Source organism: Kribbella soli (genome assembly GCF_004331345.1).
In the GTDB taxonomy this organism is placed as follows: domain Bacteria; phylum Actinomycetota; class Actinomycetes; order Propionibacteriales; family Kribbellaceae; genus Kribbella; species Kribbella soli.
This window is the reverse complement of record NZ_SJJZ01000001.1, coordinates 2,791,256-2,807,661: the sequence shown is the minus strand read 5'-3', so window position 1 is coordinate 2,807,661 and position 16,406 is coordinate 2,791,256. Positions and strand designations below refer to the sequence as shown.

Annotated in this window: 17 protein-coding genes; 7 read left to right on the top strand and 10 right to left on the bottom strand. The window is 67.4% G+C overall.

What is annotated here, in order from left to right:
• The first annotated feature begins 140 nt into the window (after nucleotides 1-140).
• The 6 genes from E0H45_RS14080 (at nucleotide 141) to E0H45_RS14055 (ending at nucleotide 6,968) form a co-directional block, all read left to right on the top strand.
• On the top strand, nucleotides 141-908 hold the full coding sequence (locus E0H45_RS14080) for an RICIN domain-containing protein (RefSeq protein WP_238154964.1): 768 nt from the start codon (nucleotides 141-143) through the stop codon (nucleotides 906-908).
• A 542-nt stretch (nucleotides 909-1,450) separates the two neighbouring features.
• On the top strand, nucleotides 1,451-2,878 hold the full coding sequence (locus tag E0H45_RS14075) for an extracellular solute-binding protein (RefSeq protein WP_131337552.1): 1,428 nt from the start codon (nucleotides 1,451-1,453) through the stop codon (nucleotides 2,876-2,878).
• Nucleotides 2,878-3,786 carry a carbohydrate ABC transporter permease gene (locus tag E0H45_RS14070; RefSeq protein WP_131337551.1) on the top strand — a complete coding sequence of 303 codons (909 nt, stop codon included), beginning with the start codon at nucleotides 2,878-2,880 and terminating at the stop codon, nucleotides 3,784-3,786. Before E0H45_RS14075 ends, E0H45_RS14070 begins: the two co-directional genes overlap by 1 nt.
• Nucleotides 3,783-4,604 (top strand): carbohydrate ABC transporter permease, encoded by an 822-nt coding sequence (locus tag E0H45_RS14065; RefSeq protein WP_131337550.1) that lies wholly within the window; start codon nucleotides 3,783-3,785, stop codon nucleotides 4,602-4,604. The genes E0H45_RS14070 and E0H45_RS14065 overlap by 4 nt, the downstream gene beginning before the upstream one ends.
• Nucleotides 4,604-5,704: an ABC transporter ATP-binding protein gene (locus tag E0H45_RS14060; RefSeq protein ID WP_131337549.1), complete on the top strand. Its 1,101-nt coding sequence runs from the start codon at nucleotides 4,604-4,606 to the stop codon at nucleotides 5,702-5,704. The genes E0H45_RS14065 and E0H45_RS14060 overlap by 1 nt, the downstream gene beginning before the upstream one ends.
• A gap of 16 nt (nucleotides 5,705-5,720) precedes the next feature.
• Nucleotides 5,721-6,968, top strand: a complete 1,248-nt coding sequence (locus E0H45_RS14055; protein WP_131337548.1) for a CehA/McbA family metallohydrolase — start codon at nucleotides 5,721-5,723, stop codon at nucleotides 6,966-6,968.
• A 45-nt stretch (nucleotides 6,969-7,013) separates the two neighbouring features.
• Here the strand turns inward: E0H45_RS14055 and E0H45_RS14050 are convergent, their stop codons facing one another.
• The 10 genes from E0H45_RS14050 to ssd all read right to left on the bottom strand — a co-directional run bounded on the left by E0H45_RS14050 (nucleotide 7,014) and on the right by ssd (nucleotide 14,421).
• Nucleotides 7,014-7,490, bottom strand: a complete 477-nt coding sequence (locus E0H45_RS14050) for a cupin domain-containing protein (protein ID WP_131337547.1) — start codon at nucleotides 7,488-7,490, stop codon at nucleotides 7,014-7,016.
• Between the two features lie 189 nt (nucleotides 7,491-7,679).
• Nucleotides 7,680-8,096, bottom strand: coding sequence for an NYN domain-containing protein (locus tag E0H45_RS43955; RefSeq protein ID WP_272948964.1), 417 nt, complete (start codon nucleotides 8,094-8,096; stop codon nucleotides 7,680-7,682).
• A gap of 69 nt (nucleotides 8,097-8,165) precedes the next feature.
• Nucleotides 8,166-8,861 carry a response regulator transcription factor gene (locus E0H45_RS14040; RefSeq protein ID WP_131337545.1) on the bottom strand — a complete coding sequence of 232 codons (696 nt, stop codon included), beginning with the start codon at nucleotides 8,859-8,861 and terminating at the stop codon, nucleotides 8,166-8,168.
• Nucleotides 8,862-8,971: 110 nt separating this feature from the next.
• Entirely contained in the window at nucleotides 8,972-9,382 is a 411-nt protein-coding gene (locus tag E0H45_RS14035) for a pilus assembly protein TadG-related protein (RefSeq protein ID WP_131337544.1), read from the bottom strand.
• Nucleotides 9,379-9,810, bottom strand: coding sequence for a TadE family type IV pilus minor pilin (locus E0H45_RS43850; RefSeq protein ID WP_420323328.1), 432 nt, complete (start codon nucleotides 9,808-9,810; stop codon nucleotides 9,379-9,381). The genes E0H45_RS14035 and E0H45_RS43850 overlap by 4 nt, the downstream gene beginning before the upstream one ends.
• Nucleotides 9,811-9,975: 165 nt before the next feature.
• Nucleotides 9,976-10,554: a DUF4244 domain-containing protein gene (locus E0H45_RS43220; protein WP_238154962.1), complete on the bottom strand. Its 579-nt coding sequence runs from the start codon at nucleotides 10,552-10,554 to the stop codon at nucleotides 9,976-9,978.
• A 30-nt stretch (nucleotides 10,555-10,584) separates the two neighbouring features.
• On the bottom strand, nucleotides 10,585-11,154 hold the full coding sequence (locus E0H45_RS14020) for a type II secretion system F family protein (RefSeq protein WP_238154961.1): 570 nt from the start codon (nucleotides 11,152-11,154) through the stop codon (nucleotides 10,585-10,587).
• A 219-nt stretch (nucleotides 11,155-11,373) separates the two neighbouring features.
• Nucleotides 11,374-12,177, bottom strand: coding sequence for a type II secretion system F family protein (locus tag E0H45_RS14015; RefSeq protein ID WP_131337542.1), 804 nt, complete (start codon nucleotides 12,175-12,177; stop codon nucleotides 11,374-11,376).
• A complete protein-coding gene (locus E0H45_RS14010) occupies nucleotides 12,174-13,352 on the bottom strand; it encodes a TadA family conjugal transfer-associated ATPase (protein ID WP_131337541.1) in 1,179 nt (392 codons plus the stop codon). Before E0H45_RS14010 ends, E0H45_RS14015 begins: the two co-directional genes overlap by 4 nt.
• A 25-nt stretch (nucleotides 13,353-13,377) precedes the next feature.
• Nucleotides 13,378-14,421 carry a septum site-determining protein Ssd gene (gene ssd, locus E0H45_RS14005; protein WP_238154960.1) on the bottom strand — a complete coding sequence of 348 codons (1,044 nt, stop codon included), beginning with the start codon at nucleotides 14,419-14,421 and terminating at the stop codon, nucleotides 13,378-13,380.
• A gap of 235 nt (nucleotides 14,422-14,656) precedes the next feature.
• Here ssd and E0H45_RS14000 point away from each other — a divergent pair, with 235 nt between their 5' ends.
• Nucleotides 14,657-16,396 carry a glycosyl hydrolase family 18 protein gene (locus E0H45_RS14000; RefSeq protein WP_131337539.1) on the top strand — a complete coding sequence of 580 codons (1,740 nt, stop codon included), beginning with the start codon at nucleotides 14,657-14,659 and terminating at the stop codon, nucleotides 16,394-16,396.
• The last annotated feature ends 10 nt before the right edge of the window (nucleotides 16,397-16,406 follow it).

Genomic DNA, 16,406 nt, shown 5'->3' with positions numbered 1-16,406 from the left:
GGCATAACCCCCTCGGTCACACCTGTGCCTTACTGGTTGTGGCGTCAACGTCGCGCTGAGTCACTGCCGGCATACCCGGCTCGCGCCACGGGGTCCCGACGACCTGACGCCATGAGATGGCACGACCTCTGGAGGTTGTCTTGATCATCCGAAAGCTGTTCAGCCGCACCGGCGTGGTGGTGCTCGCGGTCAGCGTGGCCATCGCCACCGCGATACCGGCCCAAGCCGCGAACCCGGCACCCAGTGGTTCGAAGGCCCCGGGCGTATCGGTGGGTGTGGCACAACAGATCGCCACTCGCTCCGACACGCGCTACTGCCTGACGTTCGTCGCGGCCGAGAAGGTCCCGATGGCGGTCATGATGGCGTGCGCCCCGGGCAAGGAAGGCAAGACCCAGGAGTGGATCTACACCGAGTCCGGCCAGCTGCAGGTCGCGATGAGCAAGAGCGTCGGTGGCGCCCTTGCGACGACCGGAGCCTGCCTGGACAGCGGCGCGGACCTGGCCAAGGTGCCGGCTTCCGCTCCACTGCTGGTCCTGCCCTGCCGTAGCGGCGACGGGCAGAAGTGGAACTACGACGAGGACACCGGCACGTTCGTGAACGCCGCCAGTGGGCTCGCCCTGACGTCGCTGCTTGGCAAGGGGAAGGCCAAGCAGGCACAACCGACCGGCACGATGAGCACTGCCGGCACGCCGATCCAGGCTTGGAGCGGCCTCCCGGTGCCGGGTCTGGACATTCTGGGCGCCGTGCTGGCCCTCGTGAACGCGCTGCTGGCATCGCTGGGCCTGGCCCTGCCGCTGCCGATCGCGGGCGCGGCCGCCAGCCTGCTGTCGCTGCTCAGGCCGCAGGTCCCGATCCCGGCCCAGATGACGACGCTGCCGAAGCAGATGATGCAGCTGGCTCAGAGCTGAGTCGATTTCGAACACTGACCAACGAGAGGACGGCCGGCCCCGACATCGTCGGGGCCGGCCGTTTTTCACTCCTTGTCTCTCGCGGTGTCTCTCGCGGTGGGCCGAGCGGTGGGCCGAGCGGTGCTCGGGGATGAGTTCCGGGAGGTCCCGCTGCTTGCGCGTCAGCGGGAGCCCGGTGTCGTCACCGCGCGGCCACTGTCACCACCAGCACCAGCAATGCCCGAGCAGGTCGTGGACAAGGCAAGCGACTCCATGGAGCACTGTCACGTCTTCACCTCCGATCCGCCGAATCGAACGGCTAGACAGTAGCTCCACTGATCACCCTCTGTATCTAGTCAACTACCTGTTGCCACAAAACCTTGAGCATCCTTTAACTCTTCCGCAACGCATCACGCGGGATCCGAACTTGACAGCCTGCGGTTGGTTGCCTATAGCACCTGACAACGTTCGCCCCGGTGTTGGGAAAAAGTCTTCACATAGTCGCCGGAGAGTGCCAATGTTTGACCGGCACTGTCGCTGGACCACTTCTGCAAGGAGCCCTGATGCGATCACTCTCGCGGTTGACCACCGCCGGCGTACTCGGCGCCGCGGCGCTCGCCCTGCTCACCGGATGCCTCGGCTCGTCCGATTCCGGCAGCGGCGACCAGGACGCGAACCGGAACGCCGACGCCAAGAAGGTCGAGCTGACCTTCGGGTCGAACTCGGTCAAGGGCGGCAAGAGCAGCGCCGGAGCGACCTTCATCTCCGACGTGCTGATCCCGAAGTTCGTCGCCGAGCAGAAGGGCAAGGGCGTCGACGTCACGGTCAAGTTCCAGGGCGACGGCTCCGACGACGAGGTCTACAAGCAGAAGCTCTCCCTCGACCTGTCGAACAAGTCCGGTCCGGACCTGTTCCAGATCGACGGCATCTGGGTCGGCGAGTTCGCCCAGGCCAACTACATCAAGCCGCTCACCGACACCGTCGGCGACGCCGCCAAGGTGGACGGCTGGGACGGCTGGAAGCAGATCCCGGAATCGGTCCAGGCGCTCGGCAGCTACAACGGCCAGCGGTACGGCATACCCGGCGGCACCGACGGCCGGGTCCTGTACTTCAACAAGAAGCTGTTCCAGCAGGCCGGACTGCCCGCCGACTGGCAGCCGAAGTCCTGGGACGACATCATCTCCGCAGGTCAGGCGCTCAAGAAGATCTCCGGCGTGACCCCGATCCAGATCAACGCCGGCACCGCGATGGGCGAGGCGACCACCATGCAGGGCGTACTGCCGCTGCTGGTCGGCACCGGCGCGACCGTGAACTCCGACGGCAAGTGGCTGGGCAACACCCCGCAACTGCGCCAGGTCCTGGACTTCTACCACCAGGTCTACTCGACGGGCCTCGGTGACCCGGTGCTGCAGCGCGAGGCCAAGGGCCGGGACAAGTCGTTCGCCGAGTTCGCCGCGAACAAGATCGGCATCCTGCTCGAGAGCGACTACTTCTGGCGTAGCGTCGTCGAGCCCAAGGCCGGCGTCGCGAAGATGGCCGACCGGGACGCTGCAGTCGGCTGGGCGCTGATCCCGGCGAGCAAGCCGGGCGCCGGCGTGAAGGGTCAGGACTTCGTCTCGATGTCGGGCGGCGGCGCGACCGTGATCAACCCGAACACCAAGTTCCCGCAGCAGGCCTGGGAGTTCATGCAGTTCATGAACTCCGCGGAGATGGTGAAGGAGTCGCTGGACGGCGCTGCCAAGATCACGCAGCGGTCGGACGTCAACAGCGAGGTGCTGAAGAGCGACCCGATGCTGAGCTTCGTCGCCGAGAAGGTGCTGCCGATCACGCAGTACCGTCCGGGCCAGGCCGAGTACCCGAAGATCTCTGCGGCGCTGCAGCAGGCGACCGCGGACGTGGTCGGTGGCAAGAGCACCGACGCCGCCGCGACGGCGTACCAGAAGGTCGTCGAGACCGCGGCCGGCGGCAAGGACAAGGTCACCAGCAACTGATGACTTCTGCTACCGCACCCGCGCGGGATCGTGCCCCCGCGCGGGACGTCGCGGGCCTCGGGGTCGGCCGCGCACTCGGCTTCGTCGCGCCCGCGATGCTGCTGATCGGCGCGTTCCTGGTCTTCCCCGCGCTCTGGACCATCTACATCGGCATCACCAACTACCGGTTGACCGGCGTCGAGGCCGTCTCGCCGTCGATCGTGGGGTTGTCGAACTACACGAAGGCGCTGAACGACGCGCTCTTCCACAACGCGTTGTGGCTGACGTTGTTGTTCGTGCTCGGCTCCGCGATCATCGGCCAGAACATCCTCGGCTTCACGCTGGCGTGGGTTCTTCGCCGTACCCGCCCGGTGGTCCGCCGTACGGTCGAGGCATTCACGCTGCTGGCCTGGATCCTGCCGTCGACCGTGGTCGCGTACCTGTGGGTCGCGTTCTTCGACCGGGACGGCGGCACGCTCAACGGCATCCTGGGTACGCCGGGAACCGCGTGGCTCATCGACTACCCGATGGCGTGTCTCGTGGTGTTCAACACGTGGCGCGGTACGGCGTTCTCGATGATGCTCTACTCGTCGGCGCTGCAGGCCGTCCCGCCGTCACAGCTCGAGTCGGCGCGGATGGTCGGGGCGTCGGGGTGGCAGACGCTGCGGGACATCGTGTTCCCGCACATCCGCGGGCATGTGCTGACCAACACGCTGCTGATCTCGCTGTGGACGGCGAACGACTTCTCACCGTTCCTGCTCACCAAGGGCGGGCCGAACCACGAGTCCGAGACGGTGCCGGTCTACATCTACAACGTGGCGCTGCAGGGCGGTGAGCTCGGGTACTCGTCGGCGATCTCGTTCCTGCTGCTGATCGCGAACCTGCTGGTCTCATTGGTCTACTTGCGACTGCTTCGGAGGCGCTCATGAGGCCGGCGTACGTCGTACGCCGGATCGGGTTCTACGTCCTGATCTGCGCGATCACGCTGTTCTTCGCGGTACCGATGCTGTGGATCGCGTCGGCGCCGTTCGATGCCTCGCCGGGCCTCGGCGTGCACTGGCCGGACTGGACGCTGGAGAACGTCCGGAAGACGCTCGACCATCCCTACGCGATGCACTCGATGGTCAACTCGTTGCTGATCTGCGTGACGACCGCTGTCGCGGTCACCGCGTTCGCCGCGTTGGCGTCGTACGCGTTGTCGCGGGTCCGCATCCCCGGCCGGGATGCGTTGCTGTACGGGTTGCTGCTGCTGTCCTCGGTCGTCACCGGGACGGCGGCGATGGTGCCGATCTTCGTGATGATGTACCAGCTCGGGCTGATCGACTCCCGGTTCGGCGTCGCGCTGGTGATGACCGGCGGGCTGTTGCCGGCGGCAATCTTCATCCTGAAGGACTTCGTCGACGCGGTACCCAAGTCCTACGAGGAGTCGGCGCGGGTCTTCGGCGCGTCCACCGGCCAGATCCTGCGCGACGTCGTACTCCCGGTCGCACGACCCGGGCTCGCGACCATCATGGTCTGGGCGTTCGTCAACTCCTGGGGCAACTTCCTGGTGCCCTTCCTGCTCATCCGGTCGATCGAGAAGCAGCCCGGTGCGGTGCTCATGCAGACCCTCACCGACGAAGGCGGCAGCGTGAACCTGCAGGTGCTGCCGGTGTTCTCGTTGCTGTTCTCGATCCCGGTCGTCGTGCTGTACCTGCTGGTGAACTCGCGTTACGGGTTCCGCTTCCACGGAGGGATCAAGAGCTGATGGCGGGCATCGACATCGAAGGCCTCGCAACCGTCTACCCGAACGGCGTCCGCGCCGTCGACGGGCTGGACCTGCACGTGGCCGACGGCGAGTTCTTCGCCCTTCTCGGCCCGTCGGGCTGCGGCAAGACCACGCTGCTCCGGACGATCGCGGGCCTGGAGCCCGCGAGCGAGGGCACCGTCCGCATCGACGCGACGGACGTGACCCGCACCGAGCCGGGCAAGCGCGGCGTCGCCATGGTCTTCCAGGACTACGCGCTCTTCCCCCACATGAGCGTCTCCGAGAACATCACCTACCCCTTGAAGGTACGCCGGGTTGCTGCCGCCACTCGCGCCGATGTCGCCTCTCGTACCGCCGGCGAGTTGTCCTTGGACGGACTCCTCGAACGCAAGCCCGGGCAACTGTCCGGCGGCCAGCAGCAACGGGTCGCCCTCGCCCGCGCGATCGCGTCCGAAGGCAAGGTCCTGCTGCTCGACGAGCCGCTGTCGAACCTCGACGCACGGCTCCGCCTCGAGGCCCGTACCTTCCTGAAGAAGCTCCAGCGCGACCTGGGCATCACCACGGTCTTCGTCACCCACGACCAGGCCGAGGCCCTCGCGCTCGCCGACCGCATCGCCGTGATGGATTCGGGCAAGCTCCGGCAGTTGGGGTCTCCGCGCGAGGTCTTCGCCCGTCCCGCCAACACGTTCGTGGCGAACTTCATCGGCTCGACCCCGATGAACCTCCTCCCGGGCAAGGTCACCACCGACGGAGCCGTCACTGTGGCCGGAGGTTCGTTGCCTGCGACAACCTCCTCGACACCGACGGACGCCGAGGTCACGGTCGGCATCCGGCCCGAGTACCTGACCCTGTCGACGGGCGACGTCGCCGGCCCCGCCCTCCGCGGCGAGGTCGTCGTCGCCGAGAACCTCGGCACGCAATCCCTCGTCAGCGTCGACTGCGCCGGCACCCTCATCGGCGTCACCGTCCCCGAGGAAACCGAGCCCAGCCCCGGCACCCCGGTGGTCCTCACCGCCCCCGCCTCCCGGGTACTCCTCTACACCCAAGACACCGGCGAACTCCTCACCTCCACAGACCGCACCGTCGGAGCTCGTTCGTGAGCAGGGAGATTGCCTGATGGCTGTCACGTCGTACCGTCGGCGCTGGACACTCGACGACCGCGCCGAGTCGGTCTGGCACTCACTGCCCGTCGACATCCCGGCCGACTGTCCCGGGCTGGTCGTCACCCTCACCATCCCGCCGGTCGAAGGCGCCGTCATCGACATCGGCTGCGAAGGCGCCGCCGGTTGGCGCGGATGGTCGGGCGGCGCCCGCCAGACCTTCGCGATCACCCCCGACGCAGCCACCCCCGGCTACGTCCCCGGCGAACTCGAACCAGGCACCTGGTGGGTCGTCCTCGGCCTGCACCGAGTACCGGTCGAAGGCGTCGAGCTCCTCGTCGAAGCAGTCACCGGCCTGGTCGGCACCATCCCCGGCCTCACCGAGTACGCCGACGCCTCGGCCGCAATCGCCGTACCCGCGCGACCACCGCGCCGTACCCTTCCCGCATCCTCCGGCCTGAAGTGGATCGCCGGCGACTTCCACGCCCACTCCCTCCACTCCGATGGCTCGACCCCGATCGCCAACCTCGCCGCACTCGGTGTGTCGGCCGGCCTCGACGTACTAGCCGTCACCGACCACAACACCGTCTCCCATCACGCCGAACTCCCCTCACTCAGCAAACGCTTCGGCCTCGGCCTCGTCCCCGGCCAGGAAGTCACCACCGACACCGGCCACGCCAACGCGTTCGGCGCCATCGGCGCGATCGACTTCCGCCAACCCGCCGCCACGTGGGTCACGGAGGTCGCCCGCCGCGGTGGTCTCCTCTCCATCAACCACCCACTCGGCGGCGACTGTTCCTGGCGCCACCCGCTCCCCGAACACCCACCGCTCGCCGAGATCTGGCACTCCTCGTGGCTGGACCACACCTGGGGCGGCCCCGTCGCGTGGTGGCAGGCCTGGGGCCTCGAAGGCACCACCCCCATCGGCGGCAGCGACTGGCACAACCCCACCTCCATCACGCCACCCGGCTCTCCTACCACCTGGATCGCCGTAGACGCCTCGGCCGAAGGCCCTGAGGAACTCCCCGCCGCCACCCTCGAAGCCCTGGCCGCTGGCCGAACCGCCCTCTCCTGGTCCTACACCGCTCCTGTCCTGGTCCGAGCCGGCGACGAACTCATAGCCCTCGACGCCGCCAACTCACTCGTCATCTCCCCCGACGGCACCCGCCACCCCGTCCGCACCGACAGAGCCCACCTCCCCGCCACCCCCGGCCCCCACCTCCTGATAACCCACACCGGCAAACTTCTCTCCACCTGCACCTAACCGACCAAGCGCCCGCAGCGTGGAGAGACTGCGTGGGTGGGAGCGTTAGAGGGGATCGGAGAGGGCGAGTGGTAGGCCGGAGAACTCGATCCAGGTGGCGTACGCGATGGCCGCAAGCTCCTCTGGATCCGGAGGACGCGACAGCTCATCGGATTGCTCGAAGAACCGCTCGAGTCCCGCCGGTGTAGTGATCACGAGCAACCGCCCCACCGAGTCGCCGACGTTCTGGAAAGCGTGCGGTACCCCACGCGGCCCGAACGCCAAACCCCCAGTCGAGGCCCGGAGCATCGCGTCCCCAGCCTTGAACCGGAAGTCCCCGTCGACGACGTACCACACCTCGTCCTCACGCAGGTGAGTGTGCGCCGGCGGACCGTCGTTCGGTGGTATCAACAACTCGAGCACAGTCAACGAGCCGTTCGTCTGGACGGTATCCGCCTTGACGATGACCGAACCGGAAGTTGGCGTCGCGTACTTCGCACCCTCACCGGCCTGCACAGCAAAGGGCCCCATGAACTTGGACATCACGCCTCCCCTACGAACCAGAGTAGGCCGATCGACCCCGAGGCTGAAGCTCACCTTGCGTCCGAGGAACTGTCACCTCCGCCGCTCGGATCTTCAGGCGCCAGGAATCCTCGGGTGCACGGGATCCTCGGGTGCGAGGGACATGACCTGGTAGGCGATGGACATGAGGGCGTCGGCGTCGTGCGTTGGCTATTCAGGTAGTGCGTCGAGTTGATCCAAGAGCCAGCGAGGTCCGGTCGTGCTGGCCCCGACGGGTTCGACTCGTTGCCGGAGCCCGCGATCTGCGGTGACCACAGTGACTGCCGGATGATGCGACTGCGCGACAACCTCCGCAGTCACGCTCACGATGGTGTCGTCACCGGACCCCGACGCCAGCACCACCCGAACACGACCTGTCTGGGGCGCGTCCTCCCCCGACACCGCCCGGCAAGCAGCACCCTCCAGCACCACGACCACATCCGTGTCAGGCAACCGCTCCTGCAACGCCGCCAGTCGCGTCAGCAACCGCCGAGCCGCACCAACGCGATCCCGCCACCACCCATCCGGCCGTGACCCAACCACGTTCGCAGCATCAACAACGACAACCCGATTCCGCCCGCCATCCACCACCCCAGTCTGCCCTCCCCGCAGACCAGCTGGACAGAACCCGTTCGCTACCCGGCCGCGCGCCGGCACCTAGTCGAGAAGCCAGCCATTTCGTTCCGCAATCTCGACGGCGTCGGAACGGGTGTGCGCGCCGGTCTTGCCGATGGCCGACCAGAGGCGGGTACGGACGACGCGCTCGGACACAGCGAGCTCCCGAGCCATGAGCGCAACTGATCCACCATCGCGTGCCGCGCGCAGTGTGTCGGTCTCGTCCGCGTTCAGCGGAGTCTCGGAGTACCTGAGATTCTCCGCCGCGAGATTCGCGTCGACGACGCGCAGACCAAGGTGCACGCGCCGTACCGCATCCGCCAGCTGAGGCGCCGGGCTGCCCTTCAACGCGAACCCTTTCGCCCCGGCATCGAGCCCGCGACGCATGTGCACCGGCCGCCCGTACGTAGTGAGCATGACGACCCGGCACTCCGGCATCGACGTACGCAACCTGGTGGTGACGGTGATGCTGTCGCTGCCCGGGCCACCCGCATCGACCAGCGCGACGTTCGCACGGTGCCGTTTGGCTGCACCGACGACGTCGTCAGATCGGTTGAGCTCGGCAACGATCTCCAGATCGCGCTCACGCTCAAGACCGCTGCGAAGCAAGCCTCGGCTGAGGATCTGGTCGTCGACCAGCAGCAGCCGAATCCGGTTGGGCAAACGAGCCTCCGAGGTAACCGTCCGGGCGCCGGGGAAGTACGTCCGGGAGATGAGCAGTACTCGGTTCCCGATCATGGAGCGCCCTCGCATACGTCGTCCACATCAACGCGGCATCTCTACCAGATTGCGACCAGATCGCGATCACACCAGAACCGAGCGCGCAACGAGTCGTTGACGAGGCGAGCTCATAGCGGCCCGGCACGCGCCGCCGCGGTCAGAGTTGGACGCGTCAGCCGCAGATCGAGCTGAAGCGACACTTCAACGGTCACTGCGTCGGAAGCGACGACACAAGCAGTGAGCTGCACCTTGTTGAGCACAGCTGTCCGTGCCGCTGCCACACAGGGCGCTGCCGGCGGGGCGGGCGGCGCGCCGTCCGCAGGCCGCTCAGGATGTGCGCGCTCGCCGCCGGAACCGACGGGCTGGTCCGCGCTGAGGGACTGGGCGGCGCTCAGGGCGGTTAGGTCGGCCGCGGCGGCGAGTTTGTGGCGAGCGGTGGAGATCGCCGACCAGAGGATTGCTGCGGTGAGGGCCGTGAAGAGCAGCACGGCTGCGAACAGGGTGTGGAGAGTGGCGCTGCCTCGTTCGGTGCGGGTCATGGCGTGTCCGGTTCCGCTTGGAGGGTTGCAGTTGCAGTGAGTCTCGTGGGAGACAGGAAGGCGAGGAGGGGTGGCTTGTGGGCAGGAATGGCAGTGACTGTCACCTGGATGTCTGATGCCTCGCGGGTGATGACGATCGCCCCCGCGGGGACGGTGCGGAGCCCGATCGCATTCGCGTGATCGAGCGACTCACCACGCGCAACCGCCCGGGCTACATCGCGGGCAGCATCAATGCACCGGATGTTCAGTACAACGAGGCCGATGGACCAAATCCCCAACAGCAAGAAGGAAACCAACACCGGAAGCGCCAACGCCATCTCAGCCGTAACAGCCCCACGCTCGGCGCGTGTCGCACGGTCAGCTCGGGTCGCGGTGGTTGTTTGTGAGGCGGGAGTGCGCGGGGCGGGCGAGTCCGGGCGGCGGGGCATGGGGCTCCTTTGGGTGGCGGCCGGTCGTGGAGGGGACATCGACCGGCCGCCGGATCGAGAGCGTCACCAACTCCACAGAATCGATCGACCTACTGGCCTGAACTGAACTGCTGGCTTGACGCATGGCCGGGCGCGTTGGTTGCTCTGGAGGGAACTGGGGCCGGGTCAGATGTGTACGCCTTCTACGCCGGCGATCTTCAGGCCGTAGTTGATGATCGCTTTGAGGGCGTTCTGCATTGCGGGGGATCTGAGGAGGGCGACCAGAACGCCGCCGATGGCGCAGGCGCCGACGATCATGATGGCGTACTCGGCGGTTACGGCCCCGCGTTCTGCGCGGTGGCGGAGGCGGTTGATGCCTTTGCCGCAAAGGCGGCGGATCCCTGTACCGCGGAGGACACGGATGCCTGTGCCGCGGGTGCGGCTGGATCCTGTCCTGCCGACGAGGTATGGGAGGGGGTGCGATGCGGCTTGAGGTTCGGTGGGGAGTGGGTGGTTGCTAGTGGCTGCTGCTGCCTTGGGCATTTGGGCCTCCTGCGGGGTGGGCTGGGGCGCTGCGAGGGCTTTGTCGATAAACATGCCGTTGTTGGATCGCCTTTTTTCAAAGGAGTTCTGGACTGTGGATAAAGGTTCGGCGTGAGTGCGTGGATGTGTCTCGTTCGGATGGCAGGTTGTTGCACCGCTGGCGTCGTACAACTCGGTATTGGTTACACAAGCCGCCAGCGGTCGTTCTGCCGATGCGTTCACCACACCGCTCCACCACCACGCCTCGGCTTGTTAGGGGTGGAGGAGGTATGGGATCAGGGCGTCGGCGATGGTTGGGACGATCGAGAGGAGTACGAACGCGGGGAGGAAGCACAGGCCTAGTGGCAGGGTGGCTCGGGATTCTGCGGTTCGGGCTTGTTGGTCGGCGGTGTGGTGGTGGGCTCGGCGGGTTTCGTCGGCGAGGTGTTCGAGGGTTCTGGAGAGTGGGGCTCCGGAGCGGAGTGAGCGGGCGATGGCTCGGGCGATGGGGGCGCAGGATGGTTCGGCGCGTAGGTGGGCCCAGGCGGTGGTCGGGTCGGCTCCTAACGCCAGGTGGTGGGCGATTTTGGTGAAGACGTCGGCTAGTGGGCCTGGGAGGGCTTCGGCTACGAGGGTCAGGGCGTGTTGGGGTGGGCGGCCGGCTCGGAGGCAGGCGGTCAGGAGATCGATCGCGAGGGGGAGGTCGCGGGCTATGCGGGCGTTGCGCTGCTTGGTGGTGGCTGGTTCGAGGCGGGAGAGGGCTCGGGGAATGGAGTAGTACGCGATCGCGGCTGGGATCAGGCCCCAGGGGAGGCCGATGAGTGCCAGTGCGGCGAGTGTCACTGCGGTTGCGGCTAGGCGGTGGGATCGGGGGAACTGGCTGCGGACACGAGGTCGCGGTGGGGTCAGTCGGCGGAGGTTGGGGTGGGGCGGGATCAGGAGATAGGTGCTTAGGGCAACCGCTGTGGCTGCGGTCAGTGCATGGAGCATGCGGAGTCTCGCGGGGTGCGGGTGCGGTGCGGGGTGTGTGTGCGTTGGGTGCGTCGCGGTGGATGGGTGGGGTCAGGTTTGGGGGGTGGCTATTTGGGTGGTCCAGTGGAGGCCTGTTGCGGTTAGGGATAGGCCTGTTGTCAGGCAGAGCCAGCCGGGTGGGGTGGCGGTTAGGAAGGTGAGGGGGTGGGCTCCTAGGAGGTAGCCGAGGGCTATGCCGAAGGCGGGGAGGGTGGCGAGGATCCGGGCCGTGGAGCGGGCGCCGGCGAGGCTGGATTCGGTTTGGCGGTGGATTGCCTCATCGGCTCGGAGGTAGTCGGCCAGGCGTTCGGTGAGGGTGGCGAAGGCGGCGCCGGATTCTTCGGTGACGCGCCAGGCTGCGGCTAGGGCGCGGAGGCTGGTTGCACCGGGCTTGGTGGCGGCTCGAGTGAGCGCGGCGGGGACGTCGGCGCCGAGTTTGGCTGCTGCGTGGGCTATTTCGAAGTCGGGGCTGATGGAGGCGGCGCCTTCCAGGGCGGCGATGGGTGGGCGGCCGGCGGTGAGGTCGGCGGAGAGTACGTCGAGGGCTTCGATGATGTTGGCTCGCCGGGTTGCGATTGATTTCTGGCGTTGGTGGTGGGCTCGTTGGTGCGCGATCAGAGCGAGGATGGCGGCTGTTGCTAGGGCGGTGACGAGTGCTTGGGTGCCGAGGAGGGCGGTGGCTAATGCCGTTGGTATGGCCAGGAGCCAGATTCGGGAGAGTGGGGATCTGAGGTGGCGGCGGGTTCGTTGTGGGCGATTGGCAGGAGTCAGGCGGTGGAGGCCTGGGGATCGGTGTGGGAGGGCGAAGGCGCACGTGAGGAGTGTCAGGAGGGCGGCCATGACGGCTGGGTTCATGCGGCACCTGCGGGGGTTGCCTGAGCGGGGGTGGTGAAGAGGTGGGATGGCGGGTGGAGGGTGAGCGTGTTGTCGGGGTGGAAGGTGACTGCGGGGTGGGTGGTCAGGGGGCCGTTGGGCGGTTTGGTGAGGGTGTGGATCTCGGTGATTCGGCGGTGGCCGGTGGGGCTTCGGGTCAGGTGGATCACGGCGTGTAGGGCGGAGGCTGCTTGGCTGTGGACGGCGGCTTGGGAGAGGCCGGCCAGTGCGCCTAGAGCTTCCAGCCGGGCGGGGACGTCCGAGGCGGAGTTGGCATGGATGGTGCCGCAGCCGCCTTCGTGACCGGTGTTCAGGGCGGTCAGGAGGTCTACTACTTCGGGGCCTCGGACCTCGCCTACAACCAGGCGGTCGGGGCGCATGCGGAGGGCTTGGCGGACGAGATCTCGGAGGGAGATCTCGCCGGTGCCTTCGATGTTGGGTGGGCGGGCTTCTAAGCGGACCACGTGTGGGTGGTCGGGGCGGAGCTCGTTGGCATCTTCTACCAGGACCAGGCGTTCGGCGGGATTTGCCAAGGAGAGCAGGGAATTGAGGAGGGTGGTCTTGCCGGTGCCGGTGCCGCCGCTGATGAGGAAGGCCAGGCGGGAATCCAGGAGGTCTTGGAGGATTGCGGCGCCTGCTTGCGGGAGGGCGCCGGCTGCCACCAGGTCGTCGAGGGTGAAGACCTTGCGGGACGGGACGCGCAGGGACAGGCAGGTTCCTGGGGCAGCGATCGGGGCCAGGACGGCGTGGAAGCGGGTGCCGTCGGGGAGGCGGACGTCGACGTACGGCGTGGAGTCGTCGAGGCGGCGGCCTGCTGCGGCGGCCAGGCGGGTGGCCAGGCGGCGGATGGCGGGCTCGTCTCCGGTGCGGATGGCGACGAACTCGAGGCCGCGGCCACGGTCGATGTAGACCTCGTCGGGGCCGTTGACCAGGATGTCGGTGACGCCGGGCTCGGCGAGCAGGCTGTCGAGTGGTCCGGCTCCTAGGGCTTCTCTTCGGAGGGCGGTGACGACCGCCAGGACCATGGCATCGCCGCAGATGGTGCCGTCGGCGCGGAGAGCTGCTGCTACGTGCACTGGTGTTGGCGCGGCGCCGGTGAGTGCGAGGGTGCTGCGGACGCGGTCGAGAAGACCTGCAGGTACGACGGTGTTGGTCATGCGGCACCTGTCCTCTGCGGTTGGGCTAGGCGGGGGTTAGTTGGGGTGGGGGGAAGAGGTCCAGGAGGGTGGTAGCGGTTCGGGCTAGAGGGCTTCTGGGGTGTAGGGGGAAGTGGCCTTGGTCCATGGCGGTGGGGAGGTTTCGGTCGTGGCCGAGTTTTGTTGCTAGGGGCAAGGAGAGATGAGTGGCGACGTCGATAGGTGCTAGGCCGGGGCGAGACTCTCGGGCTACAACGCGGACGTCGCCGGCGACGGCTCGGAGAGGGCCGGAGAGGCGTTTGGCGGCTGCGACCGAGCGAACATCGGAGGGGACGACGAGCAGGGTTGCCGTAGAGCGGATGAAGCCCTCTTCTACGGCGGGGTCCGCGCGGCGCGGTAGGTCGAGGACGACCAGGTCGGTGCTGCGTTGGGCGGCGCCGATCACCGAGCTCATCGTGTCCGGCGGCAGGACGGTGACGTCGGACTGATCCCAGGACAGGACCGACAATCCGTCGACCGACGGGAGTGCGGAGCGGAGAGCGGCGGCACTGACCCGGCCGGACGCGTTCAGGAGCTTGGGCCAGCGGTCGCCGGGGTCGTGCTCGATACCGAGGGCAAGCTCGATCCCCCCGCCGAGCGGGTCGCCGTCGATCAGCATCGTGCGAAACCCGCGCCGGTTGCCGAGGACGGCTACTGCAGCGGCGAGCGTGGTCGAACCCGCTCCCCCGCAGCCGCCGACGAATGCCAACGTGACGGCGGCGCGGTCGACACCGTCCAGGGCGTCCGCGAGCTTGCCCGCGAGCAGCGGCTCGTCGTCGGGTAGCCGGCAGACGGCATCGGCGCCGACGTCGAAGGCGCACCGGTAGAGGTCGTCGCCGTCCGATGTCGAGCCGACCACGACCACTCCTGGCCGGTGCGCGGGTTGAGCGCGTGCCAGCCGCTCGGCCAGGTCGCGGCCGATGACGACCAGCGAACAGGCATGCCAGTTGCGCCGGAGGGCGAGCAGATCGGACTCGACGTGGGGCGTGACGGATGCGGCCGCGGCCAGCCGGAGCAGGTCTTCGAGCAGGTCTTCGTTGGTAGTTGCCATCAGCACCGATGGGATTGGTGAGTTCGTGTCCATACCAAGAACATGCCGTTGCCGGGCCGCTTCCGGGAACGCGACCGGATCCCTGTGGACAAAGGGTTGTCGGATTTCCGTCAGCAGCGGGAACCCGCCACGACGAGCCCGCGACCAACCCGCCGGGAACGGTTACGGTTCCTTTCGAAGCGTCTTTAACTAAATTTCACCGGACCGCTTCCGCCCCATCGCTCCGGAGGAACAGATGAGTCGATTGCGCATGCTCGCCGCCACAGCCACCGTCGCGGCCACCGCCCTGATCACCGCCGCCGGCGTCTCTCTCGCGAGCTCGGACGCCACCACGGCCAACGCAGCCGTCGCGGCGCCACAGGCGACCAGCGGCGGCGTCAAGACGGCGTACTTCACCCAGTGGGGGATCTACGCCAACGCCTTCTACCCCAAGAACCTGATCACCACCGGAGCCGGCGCGAAGCTGGACTTCCTGAACTACGCGTTCGCCAACATCGATCCGGTCAACCACACCTGCTTCATGGCCAACAAGGCCGCGTCGCAGGACGAGAACAACCCGAACGCCGGTGACGGCGCCGGGGACGCGTTCGCCGACTACGGCAAGTCGTACGGCGCGGACATCAGTGTCGACGGGGTCGGCGACGTCTGGAACCAGCCGATCCAGGGCAACTTCAACCAACTGAAGAAGCTGAAGGCGAAGGTCCCGAACCTGAAGATCCTCATCTCGATCGGCGGCTGGACGTACTCGAAGTACTTCTCCGACGCCGCCTCCACCGACGCCAAGCGCAAGGCCTTCGTCAGCTCCTGCGTGAACATGTTCCTCAAGGGCGACCTGCCGGTGATCGACGGCTTCGGCGGTCCCGGTACGGCGGCCGGCATCTTCGACGGTGTCGACATCGACTGGGAGTACCCGGGTTCGCCCAACGGTCACGTCGGCAACCACTACAGCGCTGCCGACAAGCAGAACTTCACGCTGCTGCTGGCCGAGTTCCGCGCACAGCTGGACGCGTACGGCGGCCAGACCGGCAAGAAGTACTACCTGACCGCCGCGACCCCGGCAGGACAGGACAAGATCGCCACGATCGAGACCGACAAGATCGGGCAGTACCTCGATTACAACAACGTGATGACGTACGACATGCACGGCGGCTGGGAGGCCACCGGGCCGACGAACTTCCAGGACCCGCTCTACACGGCGCCGAACGATCCGAGCAACCCGATCCCACCGGGTCAGGGCAAGTACTCGGTCGACTCCGCGGTGAAGGCGTGGACCACCGGCGACTCGGCGTACGGCATCCCGGGCGGGTTCCCGGCGAACAAGCTGACCATCGGATACCCCTTCTACTACAGGGGATGGAAGGGTGTCCCGGCCACCGACAACGGTAAGTACCAGACCGCGACCGGACCGGCCGACGGGCACGCGCTGAGCGGCAACGTGCCGGGTGTCTCGTTCTACAAGGAGCTCACCGGCTTCGTGGACAACCCGTCCGCCACGTACTTCGACGACACCACCAAGTCGTCCTGGTTCTACAGCAACGGCACGTTCTGGTCCGGTGACAACGCCCAGTCGATCAAGGCGAAGGCCGACTACCAGCACTGCAACGGGCTGGCCGGCGCGATGATGTATTCGCTCGAGGCGCTGGACCCTGGTGTCACCCTCTTCAACAACGTGGTCGACTCCGTCAACGCCGACACGGCCGGCTGCAGCGGACCACCCACCACACCACCTACCACTCCGCCGACGACGCCTCCCACGACGCCGCCGACCACACCGCCCACCACACCGCCCACGACTCCCCCGACGACGCCGCCGACCACCCCGCCCGGCACGGCCACCCCGTGGGCCCCGAACACGACGTACGCGACCGGTGCGCTCGTGAGCTACGACGGCGTCACCTACAAGTGCATCCAGGGCCACACGTCCCTGGTCGGCTGGGAGCCGCCGAACGTCCCCGCACTCTGGGGCCGGGTCTGATCACGTACCG